Source organism: Sinimarinibacterium arenosum (assembly GCF_005047655.1).
GTDB lineage: Bacteria > Pseudomonadota > Gammaproteobacteria > Nevskiales > Nevskiaceae > Solimonas.
This window is the reverse complement of sequence record NZ_SUKF01000004.1, coordinates 423,233-444,658: the sequence shown is the minus strand read 5'-3', so window position 1 is coordinate 444,658 and position 21,426 is coordinate 423,233. Positions and strand designations below refer to the sequence as shown.

General features: G+C 63.2%; 18 protein-coding genes. 8 read left to right on the top strand and 10 right to left on the bottom strand.

Annotated features, from left to right (window positions below; genetic code table 11):
• Positions 1–378 precede the first annotated feature (378 nt).
• Positions 379–3,414, bottom strand: coding sequence for an Rne/Rng family ribonuclease (locus tag E4T66_RS11035; RefSeq protein ID WP_136849065.1), 3,036 nt, complete (start codon positions 3,412–3,414; stop codon positions 379–381).
• A gap of 268 nt (positions 3,415–3,682) precedes the next feature.
• Between E4T66_RS11035 and E4T66_RS11030 the strand changes: the two genes are divergently transcribed.
• Together E4T66_RS11030 and E4T66_RS11025 are read left to right on the top strand one after the other, a co-directional pair.
• Complete coding sequence (locus E4T66_RS11030) at positions 3,683–4,672, top strand: RluA family pseudouridine synthase (RefSeq protein WP_136849064.1); 990 nt, start codon at positions 3,683–3,685, stop codon at positions 4,670–4,672.
• Positions 4,669–5,361: an HAD family hydrolase gene (locus E4T66_RS11025; RefSeq protein ID WP_248679631.1), complete on the top strand. Its 693-nt coding sequence runs from the start codon at positions 4,669–4,671 to the stop codon at positions 5,359–5,361. Before E4T66_RS11030 ends, E4T66_RS11025 begins: the two co-directional genes overlap by 4 nt.
• Here E4T66_RS11025 and E4T66_RS11020 read toward each other — a convergent pair.
• On the bottom strand, positions 5,346–5,945 hold the full coding sequence (locus tag E4T66_RS11020; RefSeq protein WP_136849063.1) for a Maf family protein: 600 nt from the start codon (positions 5,943–5,945) through the stop codon (positions 5,346–5,348). The two genes, E4T66_RS11025 and E4T66_RS11020, sit on opposite strands and share 16 nt — an antisense overlap.
• 105 nt (positions 5,946–6,050) lie before the next feature.
• On the opposite strand from E4T66_RS11020, the gene E4T66_RS11015 reads away from it, so the two are divergent.
• From E4T66_RS11015 to plsX, 3 genes are read left to right on the top strand one after another with little or no spacing between them, the layout of a single operon-like run.
• Positions 6,051–6,587 carry a YceD family protein gene (locus E4T66_RS11015; RefSeq protein ID WP_169577570.1) on the top strand — a complete coding sequence of 179 codons (537 nt, stop codon included), beginning with the start codon at positions 6,051–6,053 and terminating at the stop codon, positions 6,585–6,587.
• A gap of 4 nt (positions 6,588–6,591) precedes the next feature.
• A complete protein-coding gene (gene rpmF / locus E4T66_RS11010; RefSeq protein WP_136849061.1) occupies positions 6,592–6,792 on the top strand; it encodes a 50S ribosomal protein L32 in 201 nt (66 codons plus the stop codon).
• Between the two features lie 22 nt (positions 6,793–6,814).
• Positions 6,815–7,861, top strand: a complete 1,047-nt coding sequence (gene plsX, locus E4T66_RS11005; RefSeq protein ID WP_136849060.1) for a phosphate acyltransferase PlsX — start codon at positions 6,815–6,817, stop codon at positions 7,859–7,861.
• Between the two features lie 15 nt (positions 7,862–7,876).
• Here the strand turns inward: plsX and E4T66_RS11000 are convergent, their stop codons facing one another.
• From E4T66_RS11000 to E4T66_RS10965, 8 genes are all read right to left on the bottom strand, one after another.
• Positions 7,877–8,602, bottom strand: coding sequence for a sulfite exporter TauE/SafE family protein (locus E4T66_RS11000; RefSeq protein ID WP_367396756.1), 726 nt, complete (start codon positions 8,600–8,602; stop codon positions 7,877–7,879).
• 283 nt (positions 8,603–8,885) lie between these two features.
• Entirely contained in the window at positions 8,886–11,105 is a 2,220-nt protein-coding gene (locus E4T66_RS10995) for a heavy metal translocating P-type ATPase (protein WP_136849059.1), read from the bottom strand.
• 31 nt (positions 11,106–11,136) lie between these two features.
• Positions 11,137–14,334: an efflux RND transporter permease subunit gene (locus tag E4T66_RS10990; RefSeq protein ID WP_136849058.1), complete on the bottom strand. Its 3,198-nt coding sequence runs from the start codon at positions 14,332–14,334 to the stop codon at positions 11,137–11,139.
• 10 nt (positions 14,335–14,344) lie between these two features.
• A complete protein-coding gene (locus tag E4T66_RS10985; RefSeq protein ID WP_169577569.1) occupies positions 14,345–15,472 on the bottom strand; it encodes an efflux RND transporter periplasmic adaptor subunit in 1,128 nt (375 codons plus the stop codon).
• 2 nt (positions 15,473–15,474) lie between these two features.
• Entirely contained in the window at positions 15,475–16,767 is a 1,293-nt protein-coding gene (locus tag E4T66_RS10980; RefSeq protein WP_136849056.1) for a TolC family protein, read from the bottom strand.
• Positions 16,768–16,853: 86 nt separating this feature from the next.
• Complete coding sequence (locus E4T66_RS10975; RefSeq protein WP_136849055.1) at positions 16,854–17,252, bottom strand: hypothetical protein; 399 nt, start codon at positions 17,250–17,252, stop codon at positions 16,854–16,856.
• A gap of 93 nt (positions 17,253–17,345) precedes the next feature.
• Positions 17,346–17,954 carry a hypothetical protein gene (locus E4T66_RS10970; protein WP_136849054.1) on the bottom strand — a complete coding sequence of 203 codons (609 nt, stop codon included), beginning with the start codon at positions 17,952–17,954 and terminating at the stop codon, positions 17,346–17,348.
• Positions 17,955–17,958: 4 nt separating this feature from the next.
• Entirely contained in the window at positions 17,959–18,396 is a 438-nt protein-coding gene (locus E4T66_RS10965; RefSeq protein ID WP_136849053.1) for a helix-turn-helix domain-containing protein, read from the bottom strand.
• Between the two features lie 45 nt (positions 18,397–18,441).
• On the opposite strand from E4T66_RS10965, the gene E4T66_RS10960 reads away from it, so the two are divergent.
• The 3 genes from E4T66_RS10960 (at position 18,442) to istB (ending at position 21,256) form a co-directional block, all read left to right on the top strand.
• On the top strand, positions 18,442–18,738 hold the full coding sequence (locus tag E4T66_RS10960) for a helix-turn-helix domain-containing protein (protein WP_211242865.1): 297 nt from the start codon (positions 18,442–18,444) through the stop codon (positions 18,736–18,738).
• Between the two features lie 228 nt (positions 18,739–18,966).
• Complete coding sequence (istA, locus tag E4T66_RS10955; protein WP_136849052.1) at positions 18,967–20,505, top strand: IS21 family transposase; 1,539 nt, start codon at positions 18,967–18,969, stop codon at positions 20,503–20,505.
• Positions 20,506–20,515: 10 nt separating this feature from the next.
• Positions 20,516–21,256 carry an IS21-like element helper ATPase IstB gene (istB, locus tag E4T66_RS10950; RefSeq protein ID WP_136849051.1) on the top strand — a complete coding sequence of 247 codons (741 nt, stop codon included), beginning with the start codon at positions 20,516–20,518 and terminating at the stop codon, positions 21,254–21,256.
• Positions 21,257–21,426 lie beyond the last annotated feature (170 nt).

Genomic DNA, 21,426 nt, shown 5'->3' with positions numbered 1-21,426 from the left:
GACCAGACTCCCCCCTTCCCCGTCGGGTTCTATCGCACCGGCGGGGTCTCTTATTGCGCGGCGGTAATCGGTGGGGGCGTGAGCAACCGGGACGTTCGCGTTGCGAACTCGTACGACACCTGTCGGGTTTCCGAAGTCATCGCTATCGTCGCGGTGAGCGGGTATCCGGACCGATACCCGTGGGGCGGCGCGTGCAGCGTCTACGGTCGCTTGGCTGTTACGCGTTCAACACGGTGTGCAAACGCTGACAGCGCTGTGTGGATGCGGAGGTGTGGCTTGCCCGGTTGAATCGGGCCCAACGAAAACGGCCCGATCAATTTGATCGGGCCGTAAGCGTCATCGCTCAGTGCTTGCGCGCTGCTGCGTGTTGCGACTGGATCAATGCGACGTATCGGTGTCCTGCTTTCCGTTCACATCGTCCGGTGATGCCGGCGCCGGAGCGGGACGGGTCGCTTGCTCGAACAGTTTGAGATAGTCCGATGCCGGGGCTGTTGCGCGGAACTGCGGACGAGCCTCGTCGCTGCTCTGCGCCGGTTGTGCCGCTTCCGGCTCGGCTGCGACAGCGGCCTCGGACTGTGCCGGCGGCGGCGCAGGCTCAACCTCAGCTTCGGCAGCTGGATCCACGGGTGTCGTTTGCGGCGTGATGTCGTCTTCCGGTGATGACATCGCTGACACCGGTTCTACTGCCAGTGACGAATCGGTATCGGGACTCGGTTCGTCGGTGACGATCACTGCGCTGGATTCACGTGCCGGCGCGTCCTCGAGCATCACAGCGACAGGTTCCACCGAAGTGGCATCAACGACAGCAGCAGCCACCGGCTCGAATGGCGCCGGATTGGCGAATTCGGTCGGCGCTACGACGGAGGGTTCATCTGCCGGAAGCGCGGCTGGCATCGGCGCGGCTGTTACAGGCTCGGCGGCAGGTGCCGTGGACGCAACGTCGTGTGACACGGCGTCGATCTCGGCTGAATTGACCATGGCGTCAGCGGCTGGCGCTGCGGCAGCGGTGTCGCCTGGCGTCTGGACTGCCGCTTCCAGTGCGGCGGCAGCGGCCACGCCGACAGTCACGACGATCGCGTCTGCGTCGACGCTTTCAAGAGCAGGAGACTGCAGCGAATCCGTCGGCGCCTGCAGTGAGTCCGCAGCGCCGTCAGTTTCTCCGGGGCCTGCGGTGGCCTCGCGGTCGCGGCGACCACGCCCACGTCCGCCACGGCGACGCCGACGACCGCCGCCCTCGCGGCCTTCACCGGTGCCCGTGGGTCGACTGTTGTCGGGCATGCCAGCAGCAGGTGCTGCAGCTTCGAGGGTTTCCGCCTCCACTGGGACTGCTGCGACCGGCTTGGGAGCCTCTGCATCCCGACGCGGTTCTTCACGCTTCTGCTGCGGCCCCTGCTGGCGATCCGCTGGCGGATTGGCGCGATCATCGCGACGCGGCTGCTGGCGCTGCGGTTTCTGCGGCTGTCCGCCGGATTCACCGGCGCCATCGCGTGGCTTGGCGGGCTGCTGTTGCTGTGCTTTGTTTCCGCCCTGTGGCTGCGCGTCCCGACGTTTGTCGCCATCCCTGGCACCGTCACGGCGCTTGTCATTGCCGCCACGACGCTGATCCCGACGCTGGTCGCCGCGCTGGTCACCGCGACGATCTCCGCGGCCATTGCTGTTGTTGCGGCGCGCGTTCGACTTGTTCTGCAGCGATGGTTTGGGTTCTTCCGGCGTCTTGTCGTTGCCGAAGCCGAGCCAGCGCATCACTTTGGCCCAGAATCCTTCGCCGCTGGTGGTCGGGGCCATCACGGTTTCGCGAATCACGATTGGCGCGGGTGCGGATGGCAGGATCTGCTTGACTGCGGCTTCCGGCAGCGCACGGGGTGCTGCTGCCGGGCGCGAGGCTTCTTCGTGCGCCTCGGCATCAAAGTTCTGAGCCAGCGTGTAGCTGGTATCAGAGTTGTTGTCCTGATTCAGATGATCGGCGCGGACGCGCCGGATCTCGTAATGCGGCGTGTGCATCGTCGGATTGGGCACGACCGCGACATGGACGCGGCAGCGCGCCTCGATCTCGCGCACTGCGAGACGCTTTTCATTCAACAGGAAGGTGCCGACATCGACCGGAACCTGCGCAATGATGCGCCCGGTACGGTCCTTCATCGCCTCTTCCTCGATCAAACGCAGGATCGACAGCGACAGGCTTTCGACCGAGCGGATCTGACCGCGGCCGTTGCAGCGCGGGCAGGGGATCTGGGTATGTTCGCCCAGCGACGGGCGCAGACGCTGGCGTGACAGTTCCAGCAGGCCAAAGCGGGAAATGCGTCCGATCTGGATGCGGGCACGGTCCATTTCAACCGCGTTCTCCAGACGCTTTTCGACTTCGCGCTGGTTCTTGGTCGAATTCATGTCGATGAAATCGATCACGATCAGGCCGCCGTGGTCGCGCAGTCGCAGCTGGCGGGCCACTTCGTCGGCCGCTTCAAGATTGGTGTTGAACGCGGTGTCTTCGATGCTGCCGCCGCCGGTGGCTTTGGCGGAGTTGATGTCGACTGCCGTCAGCGCTTCGGTGTGATCGATCACGATCGAGCCGCCGGAGGGCAGGCGGATGGTGCGCTCGTGTGCCAGTTCGATCTGCGATTCGATCTGGAACCGGGAGAACAGCGGCATCTCGTCCTTGTACAACTTGAGGCGCGGCAAGTGCTGCGGCATCACATGTTCGAGATGCGTGCGTGCCTGCTCGTAGACCTCTTCGCTGTCGATCATCACCTCGCCGATGTCCGGGCGCAGATAGTCGCGCAGCGCGCGCAGGATGATGTTGTTTTCCTGATAGATCAGGAACGGCGCCTTGCGTTCTGCGGCAGCCTTTTCGATCGCGGCCCAGATGTCGGCCAGATAGTTGGCATCCCACTGCAGTTCTTCGACAGTCTTGCCGACGCCGTTGGAGCGGATGATCACGCCCATACCGCTGGGAATGTCCAGATTGTCCAGCGCTTCCTTGGCTTCCTCGCGCTCGTCACCCTCGGCGCGGCGCGATACGCCACCGGCGCGCGGATTGTTCGGCATCAGGACCAGATAGCGGCCGGCCAGCGAAATGTAGGTGGTCAGGGCGGCGCCTTTGTTGCCGCGCTCTTCCTTTTCGACCTGGACGATGACTTCCTGGCCTTCCTGCAACTGCTCGCGCAGATTGCCTGAGCCGCCCTTGAAATAGGACTTGACGATCTCCTTTGCCGGCAGAAAGCCGTGGCGCTCGGCACCGTATTCGACGAAGCAGGCCTCGAGTGACGGCTCTACGCGTGTGATGCGGCCTTTGTAAACGTTGCCTTTTTTCTGTTCGCGTGCAGCGGTTTCAATATCAAGATCGCTGAGCTTCTGTCCGTCGACAATGGCCACGCGCAGCTCTTCGCGCTGCGTGGCGTTGATCAAAATGCGTTTCATGCAGGGGTTCCAGGTTGGCGCTGCGGCGCACAATCGGGCAGGTCGGCAGGACGGCAGTCATCGTGCGAGTCGTGTGATGGGCCCGGGGGCGCGCATGCGCGGTTTATGTAGTAACAGCCGCTCGCAAAAGGCCAGCGGCCTGAACTCTTGAACTCTTGGGCGGCAAGGCGGGCTGCTAGAATGCGCGCTGCCTCACCGCTTTATTTCTCTTCCGTAACCGTAGATTCGGGAACGGATTTTTCCGCTTGAATCCTCGGAACGTCATATTTTGACACAGAATCGCCCCCAAGTCCGCAAGATTTCCATCACTGCCGGTGAAGACGGTCAGCGGGTGGATAATTTTCTTTTAAAACAAATGCCTGGCGTTCCGAAATCGCATGTCTACCGGCTCTTGAGGTCGGGTCAGGTGAGGGTGAACGGAGGGCGGGTCAAAGCCGAGCGCAAGCTGGTGACCGGCGACGAAGTCCGGATCCCTCCAGTGCGGATGGCCGAGCCCTCGGAGGCGGTGCGTCCTCCGGATACGGTGCTGAATCGACTGCGCGAAGCCATCATTTATGAGGACGAACACTATCTTGCGGTGTCCAAGCCGGCGGGACTGGCGGTGCACGCAGGCAGTGGGGTGCCGTACGGCGTGATTGAAACCGTTCGCGCATGGAACCGCTATGACTTCATCGAGCTGTGTCACCGCCTCGACCGGGATACCAGCGGCGTGCTATTGCTGGCCAAGTCGCGCCCGGCGCTGCTGCGGGCCCAGCGGGCGTTCAAGTACGGCGAAGCGGACAAGCGCTACTTCGCGCTGCTGATCGGTCCCTGGAAGGGGGAGGACCACGATGTCGATGCAGCGCTGATGCGCAGTCGTCTGGCCAGCGGCGAAAGCAGGGTCGAGATCGATGAGGAAGAAGGTAAGCCGTCGATGTCACGGTTCTCGCCGAAAGCGAAATATCGTGATGCAACGCTATGCGAGGTCATGATTTTTTCCGGCCGTACGCACCAGATTCGCGTGCATGCTCTGGCACTGGGATGCGCTGTTGCCGGCGACGAAAAGTACGGCGAGCGCGAAACCAACCGTGCGCTGCGTGAGCTCGGCCTCAAACGCATGTTTCTGCATTCGCACTATCTGAAGTTGCCGGCGCAGGACGACTTTCCGAAGTTGCTGCTGTCGGCGCCGATGCCTGATGAGCTGCGCAGTGTGCTCGACCGCCTGTCCGCACCGAAGCCTCCTCGCTCCGGCGCGCCGGGTCGAAGGCGGACGCGATGAGCGGATCGATGCGCGATGTCCGGCTGCTGATTTTTGACTGGGACGGAACGCTTGCGGATTCTGCCGGACAGATCGTGGGCGCCATGCAGAAAGCGATCACCGGTCTGGGATTGCCGCCCCGCAGCGACGAATCGATCCGCGAGTTGATCGGCCTGGGGCTGAATGAGGCGCTCCAGCGCCTGTATCCGGAGCTGGAGGTGGACGGACTGCGCGGTCTCCTCGATGGTTATCGCGCACGCTGGCTGTCAGAGGGCGCTGGGGAGGCGCCGTTGTTTGACGGCGCGCTCGATGCCCTGCGTGCACTGCATCGCAAAGGCTTGCGGATCGTCATCGCCACAGGAAAGTCGCGACGTGGACTGGATCGTTCGCTGGCGCACCATCATGAGTTGGCGGCGCTGGTGGTGAACTCGCGTTGCGCCGACGAGACAGCGTCAAAGCCCGATCCACGAATGTTGCATGAGCTGCTCGACGCCGAACGGCTTGCTGCGCATCAGGCCTTGATGATCGGCGACACCGAGTACGACATCGGCATGGCGGCGGCCATCGGGATGCCCGGACTCGGCGTGGCCTGCGGGGTCCATGATCCCGGTCGACTGCACCGTGCCGGTGCGCAGGCCGTGATCGAGGCGGTAGCGCACTTGCCCGACTGGCTCAGCGCGCGCCAGATTCCTGGTCAGATTCCGGGATAGCCAGCTTCGCGAAGCAGCCGCGCGACGGCGATTAGCGGCAGCCCGATCAGGGCGGTGGGATCTTCGGCGCGGATGTGTTCGAACAACGTGATGCCATAGCCCTCGCATTTGAAGCTGCCGGCGCAGTCAAATGCGGGTTCGATCTCAATGTAGCGTCGGATCGACGCGTCGCTGAGCTTCCGGAATTGAACTTGGGTGACATCCAGGGCGTGGGCTGGCGGCCGGTACGGTAGATCCAGTGCCACGGCGGTCAGGAAGTTCACGCTGCGGCCCGATGCCGCGCTCAGCTGCGCATGGGCCGTTGCGGCGTTGCCGGGTTTTCCCAGCACTCGCCCGTCGAGCACGGCCACTTGGTCTGAGCCAATGATCCAGGCCTGCGGAAACCGGTCGCGCAAGGCCGCGGCCTTGTCGTGTGCGAGGCGCAAGGCCAGAGTGTCGGCGGCTTCGCCGGGCTGCTGGGTTTCGTCCGCCTCGGATGTGATGGCCTGAAACGGCAGACGCAGGCGCTGCAACAATTCGGCGCGGTAGCGCGATCCTGAGGCCAGGAGCAGCTCCGGCGGTGCCGTCAGATGGCCTTTAAGCATTGAATTTCTTTGACATTAAGGGGGCGCGTCACTATGATGCGCGCCCCTCGAACAGGCAAGCCGGTTCGGTTGGGCCGCAAGCGCGTCGCAGGAGGTCGCACGGCGATGAGTATTCCGCACGAGGTGCGCGCATCAGTAGCAGTGACGCAGGAGCAGCATTTCTGTGGCGATCTGCCGCTCGCGGCGATGCCGCGGTTGAGTGAAGCGCTTGCGGACGATGCGCAATCGGTGTCGGTCGACTTGATGGCCGATACGCGCAGTGGCTGGCCGCGACTGCACGGTTCATTGAGTGGGACGCTGCAATTGCAGTGCCTGCGCTGCGACCGGGTGTATGCGTGGCCATTGAATGCCCAGCTTGATCTGCGATTGGTCGAAAGCGAGGCGGACGAGGACAGCGACAGCATTGGTTCGGCAGACCCGTATTGGGCGCGCGCTGACCGCTTGCCGCTGCGGGAATTGGTTGAGGAAGAGGTGTTGTTGGCTTTGCCGATGCTGCCACGCTGCGAAACGTGCGAAAATGCCGTTCTCGCTGCGTTGCCCGCACCGGGGGTCGAGCCGGTCGCCAAACGGGAAAATCCGTTTGCGGCGCTCAAACAGCAGTTGAAAGCGAAACAGGATCAGGGCTCGGGCCCAACGGAGTAGAGCAATGGCAGTTCAGAAGTCACGCAAGTCGCGCTCGGCGCGTGGTCATCGTCATTCGCAGTGGGCCGCCAAGACCAAGGCACCGACCCTGTCGACCGACCCGACCTCGGGCGAGACCCATCGTCGTCATCACGTGACGGCCGACGGTTATTACCGCGGCAAGAAGGTGATCGAAAAGGCGACAACGGCTGAAGCCAGCGAGTAAGCAGTCGGATTGACGCGTGCCCATGCGGGCACCAGTCCATCTTGCAGTCGACGCGATGAGCGGCGACCACGGCCATGAAACGGTCGTGGACGCTGCTCTTTCCGTGTTGGCGGAGCAAAGTGGCTTCAATCTGATTCTGGTCGGTGACGAGACCGCGCTGCGCGCATCGCTACAGCAGCGCAAGGCGTCCGACCATCCGCGCCTGCAGATTCAGCACGCCAGTGAAGTGGTGGGCATGCATGAGTCGCCGTCCAAGGTTCTGCGCGGCAAGAAAGACTCGTCGATGCGCGTGGCGATCAACCTGATCAAGGAAGGTCGCGCACAGGCGGCAGTATCAGCCGGTAATACCGGCGCCTTGATGGCAACCGCCAAATTCGTGCTGAAGACACTGCCGGGAATCGATCGTCCCGCGATTATTTCGATGATTCCGTCAGTCAGCGGCCATATCCACATGTTGGATCTGGGGGCCAATGCCGAGTGTTCCGCCGAACACTTGCTGCAGTTCGCGGTGATGGGATGTGCCCTGGTGACCGCGACGCGCGGAATTGAGCGTCCGGAGGTCGGCCTGCTGAACATCGGTGAGGAAGAGATCAAGGGCAACGAGGTCATTAAACAGGCCGCGCAGCTGCTGCAGGCGTCCTCGCTGAACTACGTAGGCTTTGTGGAAGGCGACGGCGTCTTTCTGCGCGACATCGATGTGGTTGTCTGCGACGGCTTTACCGGCAATGTCGCCCTGAAGACCGGCGAGGGCGTGGCCAAGATGATCTACCACTTCATCAAGGAAGAGTTCACGCGCTCGATTTTCACCAAGATGGCGGCGCTGATGGCGATGCCGGCGCTGAAGGCGCTGGGTGGCCGCATGGACCCGCGCAACTACAACGGGGCCAGCTTTGTCGGCCTGAACGGTATCGTGATCAAGTCACACGGCAGCGCAGACGCACAGGCGTTCGCATCGGCGATCCGCGTTGCCCTGCGTGAGGTCGACAATGATGTGCCAGCGCGGATTACCCGGCTGATGTCGAGCACGCTCCCAGCGGTGCTGAAACCGTCTGTGATGGCCGCGCCGTAGTCGCGCGCGACGCTGTCAACCGCCGCGCGTCAGCGCGGACGAAAAAACACCCTCGTACACCAGACTGGCTCCCATCAGCAGGGTCAGGGTCTCGTACGCGCGCTTGATGAACCGATTGCCTCGCAGCAGTCCCAGGTGCGCCCCGGCGTACCCGCCAAGGAGACCGCCGACGATCAATGCCGGAATCCACGGCCACTGCACCGGTCCGCTCCAGCTGGCGGTGATCGCGCCAGCACTGTTCCACAGCAGGCCGACGATGATCATGGTGTAAGCAACGGCCTGCCGGTAATCAAATCCAAACCAGGTCAGAAACAGCAACGTGGTAAAGACGCCCGGGCCGGACGGAATCAAGCCTGTCAGGCCGCCAACCGTGATCACCAGAACGCAGCCGATCCTGAACCCGCGGCCTTCGCGATTGCGCGGTTGAGGTGTCAGGCCCAACTGGGGGCGCACAATCGAGTAGATGCCCAGGCCGATATTCACCAAGCCAAAGGCGATCTTTCCGGGGCGGTCAGGGATCGTCAGCGCCAGACGCGTGCCGAACACCACGCCGGGCAATCCCAGCAGCGTCATCAGGCCCAGCCAGCGCCAGTCGATACCGCCCTCGCGGACATGGCGCAGTGTGGAGCCGACACCTAGGGCGACAACGGCAACTTTGTGTGTCGCCACAGCAGCGGCGAAGGATAGTCCCAGCAGGATCAGCGCCGGAAACTGCAGCAGCCCGGCACCGCCTCCGGCCAGTACAGAACGCCAAGTAGTTGAGCAGTGATCGCCGGCAAAGTTGCGCAGTCGTGCCTTACGAGCTGACCAGCTGACGCCAACGAGTTGAGCAGTGCAAAGGTTGGTGTGTTCGTACTGGTAGACGAATGAGCTTCTGGAAGTGGGCTTCCGGCCTATCGCTTCCAAGGTAAGCGAACGCGGCAGCCCAATCGCTTGCACACCGTCGAGGACAGTGGTTCAGGGAAGCCCGAAAGCAAGGATTGCGACGGAGTGGCCTCACTGGCCTGATACTGCTCCGCGAAAGCTAGGTTTTGCAGTCGTCGGACGGTGCCCGCAACAGGCGAAGGCCGTTTCCGACCACCAGCAGGCTGGCGCCCATATCGGCAAACACCGCCATCCACATCGAGGCGTTGCCGAATACCGCCATCACCAGGAACACCGCCTTGATGCCGAGCGCGAGCGAGATGTTCTGCCAGAGCACGGCGTGGGTTTTCCGAGACAGCCGGATCGCGACGGCGATGTTGCGGAGGTCATCGTTCATGATGACGATGTCGGCGGCCTCCATGGCCGTATCCGTTCCCATGCCGCCCATCGCGATGCCGATGTCGGCTTTGGCCAGGGCCGGCGCGTCGTTGATGCCGTCGCCGGTCATTGCCGTTGGGCCGTACTGGCTGCGCATCTCGACAATGGCCTGCAGCTTGTCTTCCGGCAGCAGGTTGCCGCGCGCGTCGGCAATACCTGCTTGCTCGGCGACGGTGCGTGCAGTGGCCTGATTGTCGCCGGTCAACATCACTGGCGTGACACCCAATGCTTTCAGTTCGGCGATCGCGGTTCGGGAAGTTTCCTTGATGGTGTCGGCAACGGCAAACAGCGCCAGAACCGCTCGGCTCGACGCCAGCACGGTGACCGTACGCCCGGCTTCTTCCTGAACCTTGAGCTTGGCTTCAAGCGCCGGGCTGCACAGCCCAAGTTCCTCGATCAGGCGGTGATTGCCCATCACGTAGCGTTCGCCGCTCATCTGGCCTGACACGCCTCGTCCCACGATTGCCGTGAATCCAGTGACCTCCTCGGCTTCGCGGTTCAAGCCGTCGGCGATCGCCTTGGAAACCGGATGGTTGGATCGAGACGACAGGCTGTCCGCGACAGTTAGCAAGGCCTCGCCATCAGAGCCGTCGAGGATCTCGGTCTCAACGAGCTTGGGCTTGCCTTCGGTGATCGTGCCGGTCTTGTCGAGCGCGATTGCGCAGATCTTCCGCGCTTCCTCGATGTACGTACCGCCCTTGATCAGGATGCCGCGGCGAGCAGCTGCTGCCAGCGCACTGACCACGGTCACCGGTGTTGAAATCACCAGCGCGCAAGGACAGGCGATGACCAGCAGGACCAGCGCCTTGTAGAAGGAAGCCGTCCACGTCCATCCCGCCAGCCACGGTGACAGCAACGCCACCACAAGTGCCAGTACAAATACGCCGGGCGTATAGATGGCCGCGAATCGATCGACGAAGCGCTGCGTCGGTGCCCGCGTGCCCTGCGCGGCTTCCACCGCATGGATGATCCGCGCCAGCGTGGTGTTGCTCACTGCCGCAGTGACGCGGAATTCAAGCTCCGCCGACTGATTGATGGTGCCTGCAAACACCGGATCGCCGATGGTCTTGTCGACCGGAATGCTTTCCCCGGTGACGGGCGACTGGTCGATAGCGCTGTTGCCGGCGGTCACCACGCCATCCAGGGGCAGGCGTGCGCCGGGACGAATGCGCACGATGGCTTCGAGTGGGATTTCCGTGGCCGGCAACATCATCCAGCTACCATCCGGCTGACGCATCTCGGCCTTGTCGGGCGTCAGTGCCATCAGACTCTGGATCGCGTTTCGCGCCCGATCCAGCGAGCGGGCCTCGATCAGTTCGGCTATCGAGTACAGCGCCATCACCATCGCCGCTTCCGGCCATTGCCCGATCAGGAAAGCGCCAGTGACGGCTACGGTCATCAGCGCTGTGATGTTGAGGCGACCACGGCGCAGCGACGCGAGCCCTTTCTTGTAGGTATCGAAGCCGGACAGCCAGATCGCGCCGAGGGCGAGGACCATCTCGGCGACGGTCGTCGCGGTTCCTTCGGACAGGAAGTACGCGATGGCCTCCGCAGCCACGGCAAGCACCAGCGCCAGAACCATCTTGCGTAGCGGAGTGACCAGGCCCGGAGGCGCACCCATTCTGGAACTCGCACCAGTCACACCCGGCGCCGCAGCCGGAATTGGTAGAGGATCGAAGCCCGCCTTGCGAATGGCGGCCACTGCCTGCTCGACTGCAGCAGGTGGTGCTTCGATGGTCATCGTGCGCGCACCGAGCTGGAAGCTCATCGAACCGATGCCGGCAATGCCATTGACCGCATGGCGAATCTCCGACTCTTCGCTGGCGCAATCCATCGTCGGAATCCGGAACTGCTGGCGGCTGCGGTCGACTGCCATGGGTGTCGGCTCCAGTTCGATAGCGTTGCAGCTGCCGCAGGCATCCTTAGCAGGGGACTTGGTCATCTTCCGCACTCCGTATTCGATCTGCCGGACATCAGTTTTCGTCCGGCACGATCAGTTTCTTCGAGAACACCGGGTACAGCGCCGGCAACACGACCAGGGTCAGCAAGGTCGACGAGAACAGACCGCCGACCACGACGGTGGCCAGCGGTCGCTGGATTTCCGAGCCGATGCCTTGCGCCAGCAGCATCGGGATCAAGCCTAGGGCGGCGATGAAGGCGGTCATCAACACCGGTCGCAGGCGCGAGAACGCTCCCTCGGACACTGCGCGCGCGGCATCGCCTGAGTCGGCCAGCCGCTGGTTGATCGCCGTGACCATCACGACGCCATTCAGTACCGCCACGCCGAACAGCGCGATGAAGCCGATCGACCCCGGCACCGACAGATACTGTCCCGACAGAAACAAGGCGACGATGCCGCCGATCAGACTCAGCGGCACGTTGACCATGATCAAGGTCGCTTGGCCGATCGAGCTGAAGGCGAAGAACAGCAGCAGGAAGATCAGGCCGAGCGCGAGCGGAACGACGATTGCGAGCTTCGCCTGCGCGCGCTGCTGGTTCTCGAACTGCCCGCCGAACACCACCGAATAGCCCGGCGGCAGTTTCACTTCGCGGGCGATGCGTTCGTCGAGTTCCTGGACCACGCTGCCCATGTCACGGCCTTCGACATTGGCCTGGATCACGACGCGCCGCTGCACGTCATCGCGGCGAATCTGTGGCGGGCCGGCTTCGATGTCGAGGTCGGCGACATCGCCCAGCCGCACCTGGCTGCCGTTGGTGCCTTGCAGCACCAGGGCCTTGATCGCTTCGGTGTTGGCGCGGTTGGCTTCCGCCAGTCGAACGGTGATGTCGTAACGCTCGTTGCCTCTGATGACCTGGCCGGCGGTCTTGCCGCCAATGGCGTCAGACACCAGGTTCATGACCTGGGCGACCGGGATGCCGTAGCGTGCCAACCGGTCGCGATCCGGCCGGACCACGAGCTGTGCCTGCCCCTCGATCTGCTCGATCGCGACATCCTTGGTCCCGCGCACGCTGCGCGTCAGTGCTTCGATCGCTGCCCCTTTTTCCGCCAGAACCGTGAGATCAGGCCCGAACAGTTTGATCGCCAGCTGGGCACGGACACCGGACAGCAGTTCGTCGACCCGAGTCGCGATCGGCTGACCGAAGGCGACCAGCAGACCGGGAAAGGCTTCGAGCTTTTCGGCGATCAGCGCTTCCATCTCGGGGCGATTCTTCGCCGACTGCCATTGATCGGCCGGCTTCACGCCGATGTACCACTCCAGGTTGTTGACGTCCTCGGGATCACCACCGAGTTCCGGCCGGCCGATGCGGTTCAGCACATAAGTGATCTCGGGGATCTCCATCAGCTTCGCTTCGACCTTTTTCGACAGGCCGACGGAGGTCGGCATATTCACCGACGGTGCCAGCGTGATGCGCATGCCCAGCGTGCCTTCCTCGAGGATCGGCACGAACTCGGTACCGAGCTGCGGTACCAGCGCCAGGGCACCGACGAACATCGCACCCGCCGCACCGACGATGGTCTTGCGATGACCCAGTGCCCAGTCCAGCACGTTTCTGTAGGTGCGCTCCAGGAAGCGCAGCACGAAGTTGTCCCGGTGATGTACCGCACCCCGGAAGAAATAGCTCGACAGGGCCGGAATCACGACCAATGCCACTGCCAGCGACGCCAGCATCGCCAGCACGATGGAAATGGCCATCGGCTGGAACAGCTTGCCTTCGACCCCTTCCAGCGAGAACAGCGGCGTGAACACCACGATGATGATCAACACGGCGAAGAACACAGGCCGGCCGACTTCGCGGGCGGCAAACATGATGCGGACCGCCATGCTGTGCCGGTCGTGAGCGGAGTCGTAGGGATCGGGGTCGCCCGGATTGACTGACTTTGCATGCGCCGCATGTTCCGAATCGGGTTCGGACAAGTGCTTGAAGATGTTCTCCATCATCACCACCGAGCCGTCGACCATCATGCCGATGGCGATCGCCAGGCCACCCAGCGACATCAGGTTGGCCGACACACCCCAGTACGACATGGCCGCCAGCGCCAGACCCAGCGACAGCGGGATCGACAGCAGCACCAGAAGCGTCGCGCGCACGTTCATCAGGAACAACAGCAGCACGATGACGATCAGCACGAAGGCTTCGAGCAGCGCCTTGGTGACCGTGCTGACCGCCTTGTTGACCAGATCGGCCTGGTCGTAATAGGGCACCAGTTCCACGCCCTTCGGCAGCGCTTTCTGGATGATCGGCAGCCTCGCCTTGACGCCGTCGATGGTCGCCTTGGTGTTGGCACCGAGCCGCTTCAACACGATGCCCGTGACCACTTCGCCGAGCGCACGGGGCGTGCCGTAGGCATTGCGGACCGACATCGACACCGCGCCCTGGCGTACTTCCGGACCGTAGGCCACCGTTGCCACGTCGCCGACCTTGACCGACACGCCGTCGGCGTTCTTGATCGGGATGTTGGCAATATCGCGCAGGCCTTCCGCGCCGCTGCGCACCCAGCCGACGCCGCGCAGGACCAGTTGCTCGGCACCGCGATCGACATACCAGCCGCCGGCATTGCGATTGTTATCTTCGATCGATTTCGCCACTTCTTCGACCGACAGCTTCTGGGCCAGCAGGCGCGCGGCATCGACCTGCACCTGGTATTGCCGGACATCGCCACCGAAGGACAGGATCTGGGTGACACCGGGCGTCGGGGCCAGCAGCAGCTTCACCACCCAGTCATTGAGACTGCGCAGCGCCATGATGTCGTACTGCTTGGGGTCATCGGCTCGCAGCGCGTACTGGAACACCTGACCGAGACCGGAGGTGTTCGGCCCCATCTCGGGCACGCCAACGCCATCGGGAATCTGCTCCCGAGCCGCCTGCAGGCGCTCGAAAACCAGCTGGCGGGCGAAGTACAGATCGGTGCCTTCCTTGAACACGACAGTGACCACCGACAGGCCGACCTTCGATACCGAGCGCACTTCGGCAATATCCGGCAGTGCATACATCACCGATTCCACGGGGTAGGTGATCAGCTGCTCGACTTCTTCGGCGGCGAGGCCCGGCGCCTGGGTGTTGACCACGACCTGGACGTTGGTCACGTCCGGAAACGCGTCGAGGTTGAGCTTGGGGATCAGCAGCGCACAGGCGAGCAGGACAGCGGCCAAGGCGAGCAGGATGAACAAGCGGCCGCGCACGGCCGCGTTGACAATGGCATTGATCATGGCGCGAACCTCAATCAGCGTCGCCGAGACTGCCTTTCGACAGTTCGGAGTTGAGGAAGAACGCCCCCTGGATCACGACCATCGCACCGGCGGCGACGCCGCTGATCTGCTTGGCGTCGCCCAGGTCATCGACGATCTCGACTTTTACCCGACGGAAGCTGGTCGGGCTTTCCTGCACGAACACCGCCCAGTTGCCGTCGGTGCCTTGGTACAGGGCATCGTTCGGAACCGTCAGCGCGCTTTCGATCCGACCGACTTCGATCCGGCAATCGACGAACTCCCCGGTATGCAGGTGATCGCTGGTCGCCTTGACCTCGATGCGCACCGGGATGGTCCGCGTGCTCTCGTCAATCAAGTGATGCTTCTGGATAACCTTGCCTTCGAGCCATTGTCCATCGACCAGCACCCGCGCCCGCCCGCCCTCGACGACCTTGTTGGCATTCGCCGGTGACAGATTCGCTTCGACCCAGGTGGCCGACTCGTCGGCAATGACGAACAGCGCGCGGCCGGGCTCGATGCGTTCGCCTTCGATGAAGGCATCGCTCAGCACGGTGCCGGCCCGGGGGGCTGTCAGCGTGAACTGGCCGAGCGGCGAACCGGCACGGCCGGCGGCATCGGCGGCGCTGAGACCATAGGCGATCAGCTTGGCGCGGGCCTGTTCAGCCGCAACGCGGGCTTCGCTGTAGCGCCGCCCGCCCGATACCGCTTCCCCCAGCTCTTGCAGGCGCGCCCAATCGCGCGCCTTGAGCTGGGCTTCACCCTGCGCTTCGGCGACCTCAACGCTGGTCAAGGTCACCAGCGGCTGGCCGGCTTTGACCAGATCGCCCAGCTTGGCCAGACGGCGCACTACCTGGGCGGGGACGCGCGGCGTCACCTGTGCCGAGCGGTAGTCATTGGCCTTCACTTCGCCGGGGGCCTGCAGCAGGCGCGGGATGGTCTTGGCGACCAGCGCTTCGACCTTGATGCCGCCAAGGGCAGCGCCTTCCGGCTTGAGGGCGACGATCTCGTTTTCCGGCGTAGCTTCGGCAGGGGTCGCCGGTGCTTCAGCGGGCGGCGGTGTCTCCTTGCCGCAGCCGGTGACCGCTTGTGCAGTGATGAAAAAGACGGACAGCAGGATCAGCTTCTGGTTAAGACGCATGTTCATTTCCCCGACGAGGCGGTGGGATTGAGGGAGTCGGATGAGGCGGCGGCATCGAGCCAGGCCTGCCAGAGTCCGGAGGCGTCGAGCCATTCGGCCCAGGACGCCCAGGTTTGTGCACGCAGCTCGGCACCGGCGGCGCGGCCGTCGAGCAGTTGCCGGAGCTGCAGCAGGTATTCGGCGGTACTGATTTCGCGCACGCGCCAGACCTTGTCGAGCAGTTCGACGCTGGCATCGATGCGGGCCGACGACAGTCCGCTCCAACGCTGCCAGGCCGTGTAGGTCCGGCCGTATTGGGTCGCGGCCGCCTTCATGCGGGCGACGGCAAGCCGATAGCTGGCATCGGATTCGATGCTGGCAGCCGAGGCCTTGGCATCGGCTGCGGCGACCTGCGCCCTGAAGTTGTTACGCAGGAACAGCGGAATCGTCAGCTCCAAACCGACTAGCGACCCGCCGCTGCCGCCGCCACGGTTTTCCTGAAAGCCGCCACGAACACCCACGGTTGGATCGCTTCGGGTTTCGCTGCGCGCAATAGCAATGTCGGCGCGTGCTGCCTCTGTCCTGGCGAGGGCTGCGCGAACGCCGGGAAGTGCGGCGGCCAGGGCGTTGTAATCCGCATTCAATCGTCCGGACTCCGGCAATTGATCGGGCAGCGCCGGTGGCGGGTAACCGGGATGGCGGGTCGCGGCATCGAGGGCCTGTTGTGCTTTCAGCAGATTCAGTTCGATGCGACCGGTCACCGCAATCGCTTCCGCACGGGCCAGCGCGGCAAGATCACGATCGAGCACGCCGATATCGCCGGCCTGGTACTGCCGATCGGCGACATCGGCAAATCGTTCCAGCAGTTCCAGCCGCTGCTCTGCCAGCGATGAGGCGGCGATCTGGCCGTAGAGGTCGGCCAGTGCCTTCAGCACCTCGGTGGCGATGCGCTGCCGTTGCTCGGTGCGTTCGGCAATCGCGATGGCCAGTTCGGCTTGGCCACTGGCTCGACGCGCCTCGCGCTTGCCGGACAGGTCAAAGGTCTGGCTCAACCCGGCTTCGAGCGACTGGCTCTGGCCGTGTTCGCCGCCGACGCCGAATTCGGGGTTGTAGACAGGCCGTCCGAGGCCTTGTGCGCGAGCCTCGGCGGCTGCGACTTCCGCATCGGCCACCTTCAGCGCCGGGTGCGCGCGGAGTACATCGTCAAGATAGGACTTCAGATCAGCCGAGACGGGCTCGCCAGCATGGGCCGGCATCGCCGCGGACAACAGAGCGCCAGCCGCAATGCAGCCGGCACGCAGAACAGACAGGAACATCGGGAATCTCCTTCGGAAGGCCGCCTGCGCAGGGCACAGACGCGGCGTTCGATACCCGGTGGCAGTTGCCACCGAGCGCGTTCAGATCACGCGTAGGAGAAACGAGGCGGACCGCGCAGCGGCGGCCGCAGATGCAGCGGGGCATGAACAAGACGCGGCGCGGTCCTCGGTCGCGGAACCGGGTGCCGTCCCCATGGGAGCAGCAGCACAACCACGAACAGGAAACCCGCGAGAACTGGCAGATCAACCGACGTCAATTTGCTGACCGCATCGGCGGTCAGATCGGTATCGATATCGTCATGACCAGAACTGTCCGGAGAATGACCGACTGTCGCATTCGACGAATGCAGATCGAAATCGGCGAAATGAATCTCGTTCGGAGGCTCCGAGCCATCGAAACAGCGGTGCAGGTGGGCGCCGCCCAGCTGCATCAAGAGGAATGCGAGGCAAGCAAACAGGAGCAGCAAAGTGCGGCGTTCGGTCACCTGTCAAGGGTACCAAACATCGGGGCGAGCAGGACGATCACGGGCCAGTGCCCTGGCACAGTCGCCAGCGGGATGACTTTGCGAAGCGCTACTTCAGATGTCATAGAGACTGCTCTCCCGCTCCTTGCGACGCCTGAGCAGCCAGGGCTTCACGTACAGCCAGTGCAGCGCAAAGCAGAACCCGAGCAAAGCCAGGAGTGCGAGCGCCGGCTTGATCGCCCTCTCAGGTGCCGCGAGCAGATTGGGCCATGCTGCGAGTAGCAGCGCGAGGAAAAGCAATCCGAACACTGCGATCTGAACGCCGCCCCAAAGTGCGATCCAAGGGCTGGCGGTGAGCATCACGCCGAATGGTGACCGACGAAGATTGCCCGTGTGCTGGAACAGCTTGATCTCGTGATCGGTGAGGTCGTAACGCTTCTTCAACTTAATCAGTCCGATCCGGTCCCGGCGATTCCAGCGGAAGCCTGGTCCGAAGCGGCGGCGAAACTTGTCCTCGTCGCGGATCGCCTCGTCATCGGAATACTCGCTGTCCGCCGGCTCGGACTGCGAAAGAATCCGACGCAGTTCTTCCAGACGAGGATCGAGAGGTGCTGTCGCCTTGGGATGCAGCGGCACGACCTTGCCGCTGAAATTCGGGACAGGGCCATCACGCTTCGGAACCTCGGCAACGGGCAGGCCGTCGTCGTCGTGACGGTCATCCATCGGATCAGGCCGCCACCGACAGCATCTCGCGCAAATGCGTGGTGTCGATCCCACCCTTGGCGACACAGTGCTCGTAGCCGAGCCGGATGACCCGAGCCTTCTTCTCGGGCTTGAGCGTGCGGCGATGCTTGACCAGCCATTCTTCGATGAGCCGGATTACGCCTTCCATCAGGTCCATGTCGAGCACGCGCTTACCGAATTGAACCGGGTCCTCGCCAGGGCCGGTGAGTTGCCAGAGTGGGTCGATCCGGAAGGTGTCGACCAACGACTTGAATAGGGCCGTGGGCATCTCGCGCTCGCCCCGCTCGTAGTTCGCGTAGGCCCTCAGCGAAAGGCTGAGCTTGTCCGCGAAATCGGCCTGAGTGAGGCCGCTGGAAACTCGGATCGCCATCAGGCGGCGACCCATGATGAGATTGTCGTCGTCGTTTGACAGCTTACTCATAACTGCCTATTGTGAGTCTCAGGACTTCCCTCGAAGATATCACGCATGCGCCTAGCGCTGGAACAACACGAGCGGATCAAGATGCGCCTGCGGATCGCCGGTAGTTCGCTGGCGGAAGTGGCGCGTGAACTCGATGTGGCCGGAACCACGGTGACCAGCGTGAGCCAGGGCTATCGGCGCTCCCGAAGAATCGAGACTGCGATTGCAGTGAAACTGGGGGTTTCACCAGCCGATCTGTGGCCAGACCGTTATCCCGGCGGCAGCGACGGCGACGTTGGCCCCGCCCTGACGCGCCCCCTCGATTGCCTCGGAGGTGGCGTGCCCAGGGTCGTCTTTTGTTGATCGCAATAGCTGAATTTCGGGCGGCATAACGAGAAAACCCACGCCTGCCAGGGCGTGGGTCTCGTGCGGCTTTCAACTGAACCTTGAGACTGCATTCTCGTTTCTGCTTCCGATGGTGTCAAGGCAAGCGGCCCGGCCTGGGCTGCTCGAGTGCTCTTTTGCCTGACGCCGGAGTGAGGTTCGTCCTCACGCCCTTTCCCCGGATGTGCAGGACAACGAGAACGCAGGATGAACTTGAAGGAAGTATGTCGCCTGCTGCTCACCACCGACTTCTCCAACCGAGAGGTCGCCATGGCAGCAGATATTGCTCCCAACACGGCTGGGCGGTACCGAAACCGGCTGGCCGAAGAAGAGCTGGATTGGAACAGCGTCTCGGGGCTGACAGACCGCGCACTCGAAGATCGCCTGAATAACGGGCGGCGCATGGCGCGCAAGCCCTTCGTCGAGCCAGACTTCGCCTACGTGCAGGCCGAACTGTGTAAGGCCGGCGTGACAATCCTGCTATTGCACGAGGAGTACGCCGCTGCCGCTGGCGACGGGGCGATGTCCGAGACTGAATTTCGTCGCCGCCTGGACACCTATCAGCGCTCGCTGGGCATCGTCATGCGCCAGCCTCACGCACCAGGCTATCGCCTGTTCCTCGACTACTCCGGCAAGCGCCCTAGCATTCTTGATCCGGCGACCGGGGTCCGCACCCCGGTGGAACTGTTTGTCTCGGTGATGGGTGCCAGTCGCAAGACCTTCGTCTACGCGACTGCGACCCAGCAGCTCCATCACTGGTGCGAAGCCAACGTCCGCGCGATGGAGTTCTATGGAGGTGTCCCGCGACTACTGGTCCCCGACAACCTCAAGGCAGCGGTCGACCGTATTACCGCCGCCGAGGGGCACGTCATCAATTACACGTACTCACGGCTCGCGCAGCACTATGACTGCATCGTGATGCCGACACGGGCTCGCAAGCCCAAGGACAAGGCGGCTGTAGAAGTGGGCGTACGCTTCGCGCAGCGCTGGATTCTGGCGCGGCTACGCAATCGGGTCTTCACATCCATCGACGAACTGAATGTCGCTATCGCGGAGATGCTGGTCCGCATGAACGACAAGCCCATGCGGGCGCATGGCGGAAAAAGCCGGAACCAGCTCTTCGACCAGCTGGACCGTCCGGCATTGAAATCACTGCCAGAGCTGCCATACGAGTACTGCGATTGGAAGCTCAACGTCACGGTGCCGCAGGACTACCACGTCGTCTACGAGCAGCACTATTACTCGGTGCCCTACAGGTACATCGGCGCGAAGGTGCGGATCAGCGCGACCGCCCGCCAGATCGAGGTCTACGCCAAGGACGACAACTTCCCGATCGCCACGCACCTGCGGAGTAGCGTCCCGGGAGGCTGTAGCACGCTCGCCGAGCATCAACCGGCTGCGCACAGGGCATATTCGCAGAGCGATGGTGCCGAGCTGATTGCGTGGGCCGATCGGTCCGGAGCCTGGATCAGTGCTTTCGTGAAAAGGCATATCGAAGCCAACCGGCGGCCGACGGTCTCCATGCAGGCCATTCGGAGCCTCCGGACCATGGAAATCGAATTTGGCCTGGAACGGTTGAACGCTGCCTGTCACCGCGCGATTCGGATTTCAACGAATTCCGTCGTTTCCGTGCGCTCGATGCTGGAACGACGCATGGAAAGCACGCCGCTACGTGGCGATAAAGATGACGACACCCCAATGCCGGGCCACGGGAACGTGCGCGGCGCGGAAAGCTACCAACACTGAGGACACCCATATGACGATCATGAATACCGCTCAGCAGCTTCGTGATTTGCGCCTTCTCGGGATGGCTGAAGGCCTTGACCAGCAAATGTTGCAGTCGGCCTTCCTGGGTGCTTCCTTCGAGCAGCGCTTGCAGATGCTGGTCGACGCCGAGACCAGTCACCGCGACTCGCAGCGCTACAAGCGCATCCTGCGGAACGCGAAGCTGAAGGTACAGTCGATCCCGGAGGACATCGACTTCCGGCCGAGCCGTGGCATCGAGAAAGCAACCTTCGCCGACCTGCTCACCTGTGCCTGGATCTACAAGCAACTGAACGTGCTGATGACAGGCGCCACCGGAACCGGCAAGACATGGCTGGCTTGTGCGCTTGCCGTACAGGCTGCGCGCAGAGGCATCACCGTCGCCTATCGCCGTGTCGGCCGCTTGCTGGAGGAGATGGCGATCGCGCATGAGGATGGGTCGATCACCAAGATGCGCAACCAACTGGCCAAGGTGCAGTTGCTGATCCTCGATGATTTCGGCCTGAGCACCCTCACCAACCGGGGGCGCTCGGATCTGATGGAGCTGCTGGATGATCGCGTCGGTAGCCACTCGACCATCATCCTGGGACAGATGCCAGTGAAAGAGTGGCATTCCTTTATCAATGACCCGGCACTGGCCGACGCGATTCTCGATCGCCTGGTGCATTCCAGCCTGAAGATCCCACTCAAGGGGGAGTCGATGCGCAGGCTGAAGGGCGACGGTGCGCAGTAGCTTGGTGCCGATGCGCAACAACCTGGCGGCGGTGCGCAGGACGCTGGTGCTAGTGCGCAGCCTGTTGGCGCCACCGATCAGCGCCTAGGCGGTCATGCGCAACTACGGTGGCGTCATTGTGCAAGTCGGCTGGCATCCTGCGCTCAACTTATAAGGCGCCGGCGCGCATG

Excerpts from the sequence above, each read along its gene's own strand:
- E4T66_RS11035 (WP_136849065.1), bottom strand. The coding sequence starts at position 3,414 with ATGAAACGCATTTTGATCAACGCCACGCAGCGCGAAGAGCTGCGCGTG.
- E4T66_RS10960 (WP_211242865.1), top strand. The coding sequence starts at position 18,442 with ATGCGCCTAGCGCTGGAACAACACGAGCGGATCAAGATGCGCCTGCGG.
- istA (WP_136849052.1), top strand. The coding sequence starts at position 18,967 with ATGAACTTGAAGGAAGTATGTCGCCTGCTGCTCACCACCGACTTCTCC.
- E4T66_RS10965 (WP_136849053.1), bottom strand. The coding sequence starts at position 18,396 with ATGAGTAAGCTGTCAAACGACGACGACAATCTCATCATGGGTCGCCGC.
- E4T66_RS10985 (WP_169577569.1), bottom strand. The coding sequence starts at position 15,472 with ATGCGTCTTAACCAGAAGCTGATCCTGCTGTCCGTCTTTTTCATCACT.
- E4T66_RS10980 (WP_136849056.1), bottom strand. The coding sequence starts at position 16,767 with ATGTTCCTGTCTGTTCTGCGTGCCGGCTGCATTGCGGCTGGCGCTCTG.
- istB (WP_136849051.1), top strand. The coding sequence starts at position 20,516 with ATGACGATCATGAATACCGCTCAGCAGCTTCGTGATTTGCGCCTTCTC.
- E4T66_RS10990 (WP_136849058.1), bottom strand. The coding sequence starts at position 14,334 with ATGATCAATGCCATTGTCAACGCGGCCGTGCGCGGCCGCTTGTTCATC.
- E4T66_RS10995 (WP_136849059.1), bottom strand. The coding sequence starts at position 11,105 with ATGACCAAGTCCCCTGCTAAGGATGCCTGCGGCAGCTGCAACGCTATC.
- E4T66_RS10970 (WP_136849054.1), bottom strand. The coding sequence starts at position 17,954 with ATGGATGACCGTCACGACGACGACGGCCTGCCCGTTGCCGAGGTTCCG.
- E4T66_RS11025 (WP_248679631.1), top strand. The coding sequence starts at position 4,669 with ATGAGCGGATCGATGCGCGATGTCCGGCTGCTGATTTTTGACTGGGAC.
- E4T66_RS11015 (WP_169577570.1), top strand. The coding sequence starts at position 6,051 with ATGAGTATTCCGCACGAGGTGCGCGCATCAGTAGCAGTGACGCAGGAG.
- plsX (WP_136849060.1), top strand. The coding sequence starts at position 6,815 with ATGCGGGCACCAGTCCATCTTGCAGTCGACGCGATGAGCGGCGACCAC.
- rpmF (WP_136849061.1), top strand. The coding sequence starts at position 6,592 with ATGGCAGTTCAGAAGTCACGCAAGTCGCGCTCGGCGCGTGGTCATCGT.
- E4T66_RS11020 (WP_136849063.1), bottom strand. The coding sequence starts at position 5,945 with ATGCTTAAAGGCCATCTGACGGCACCGCCGGAGCTGCTCCTGGCCTCA.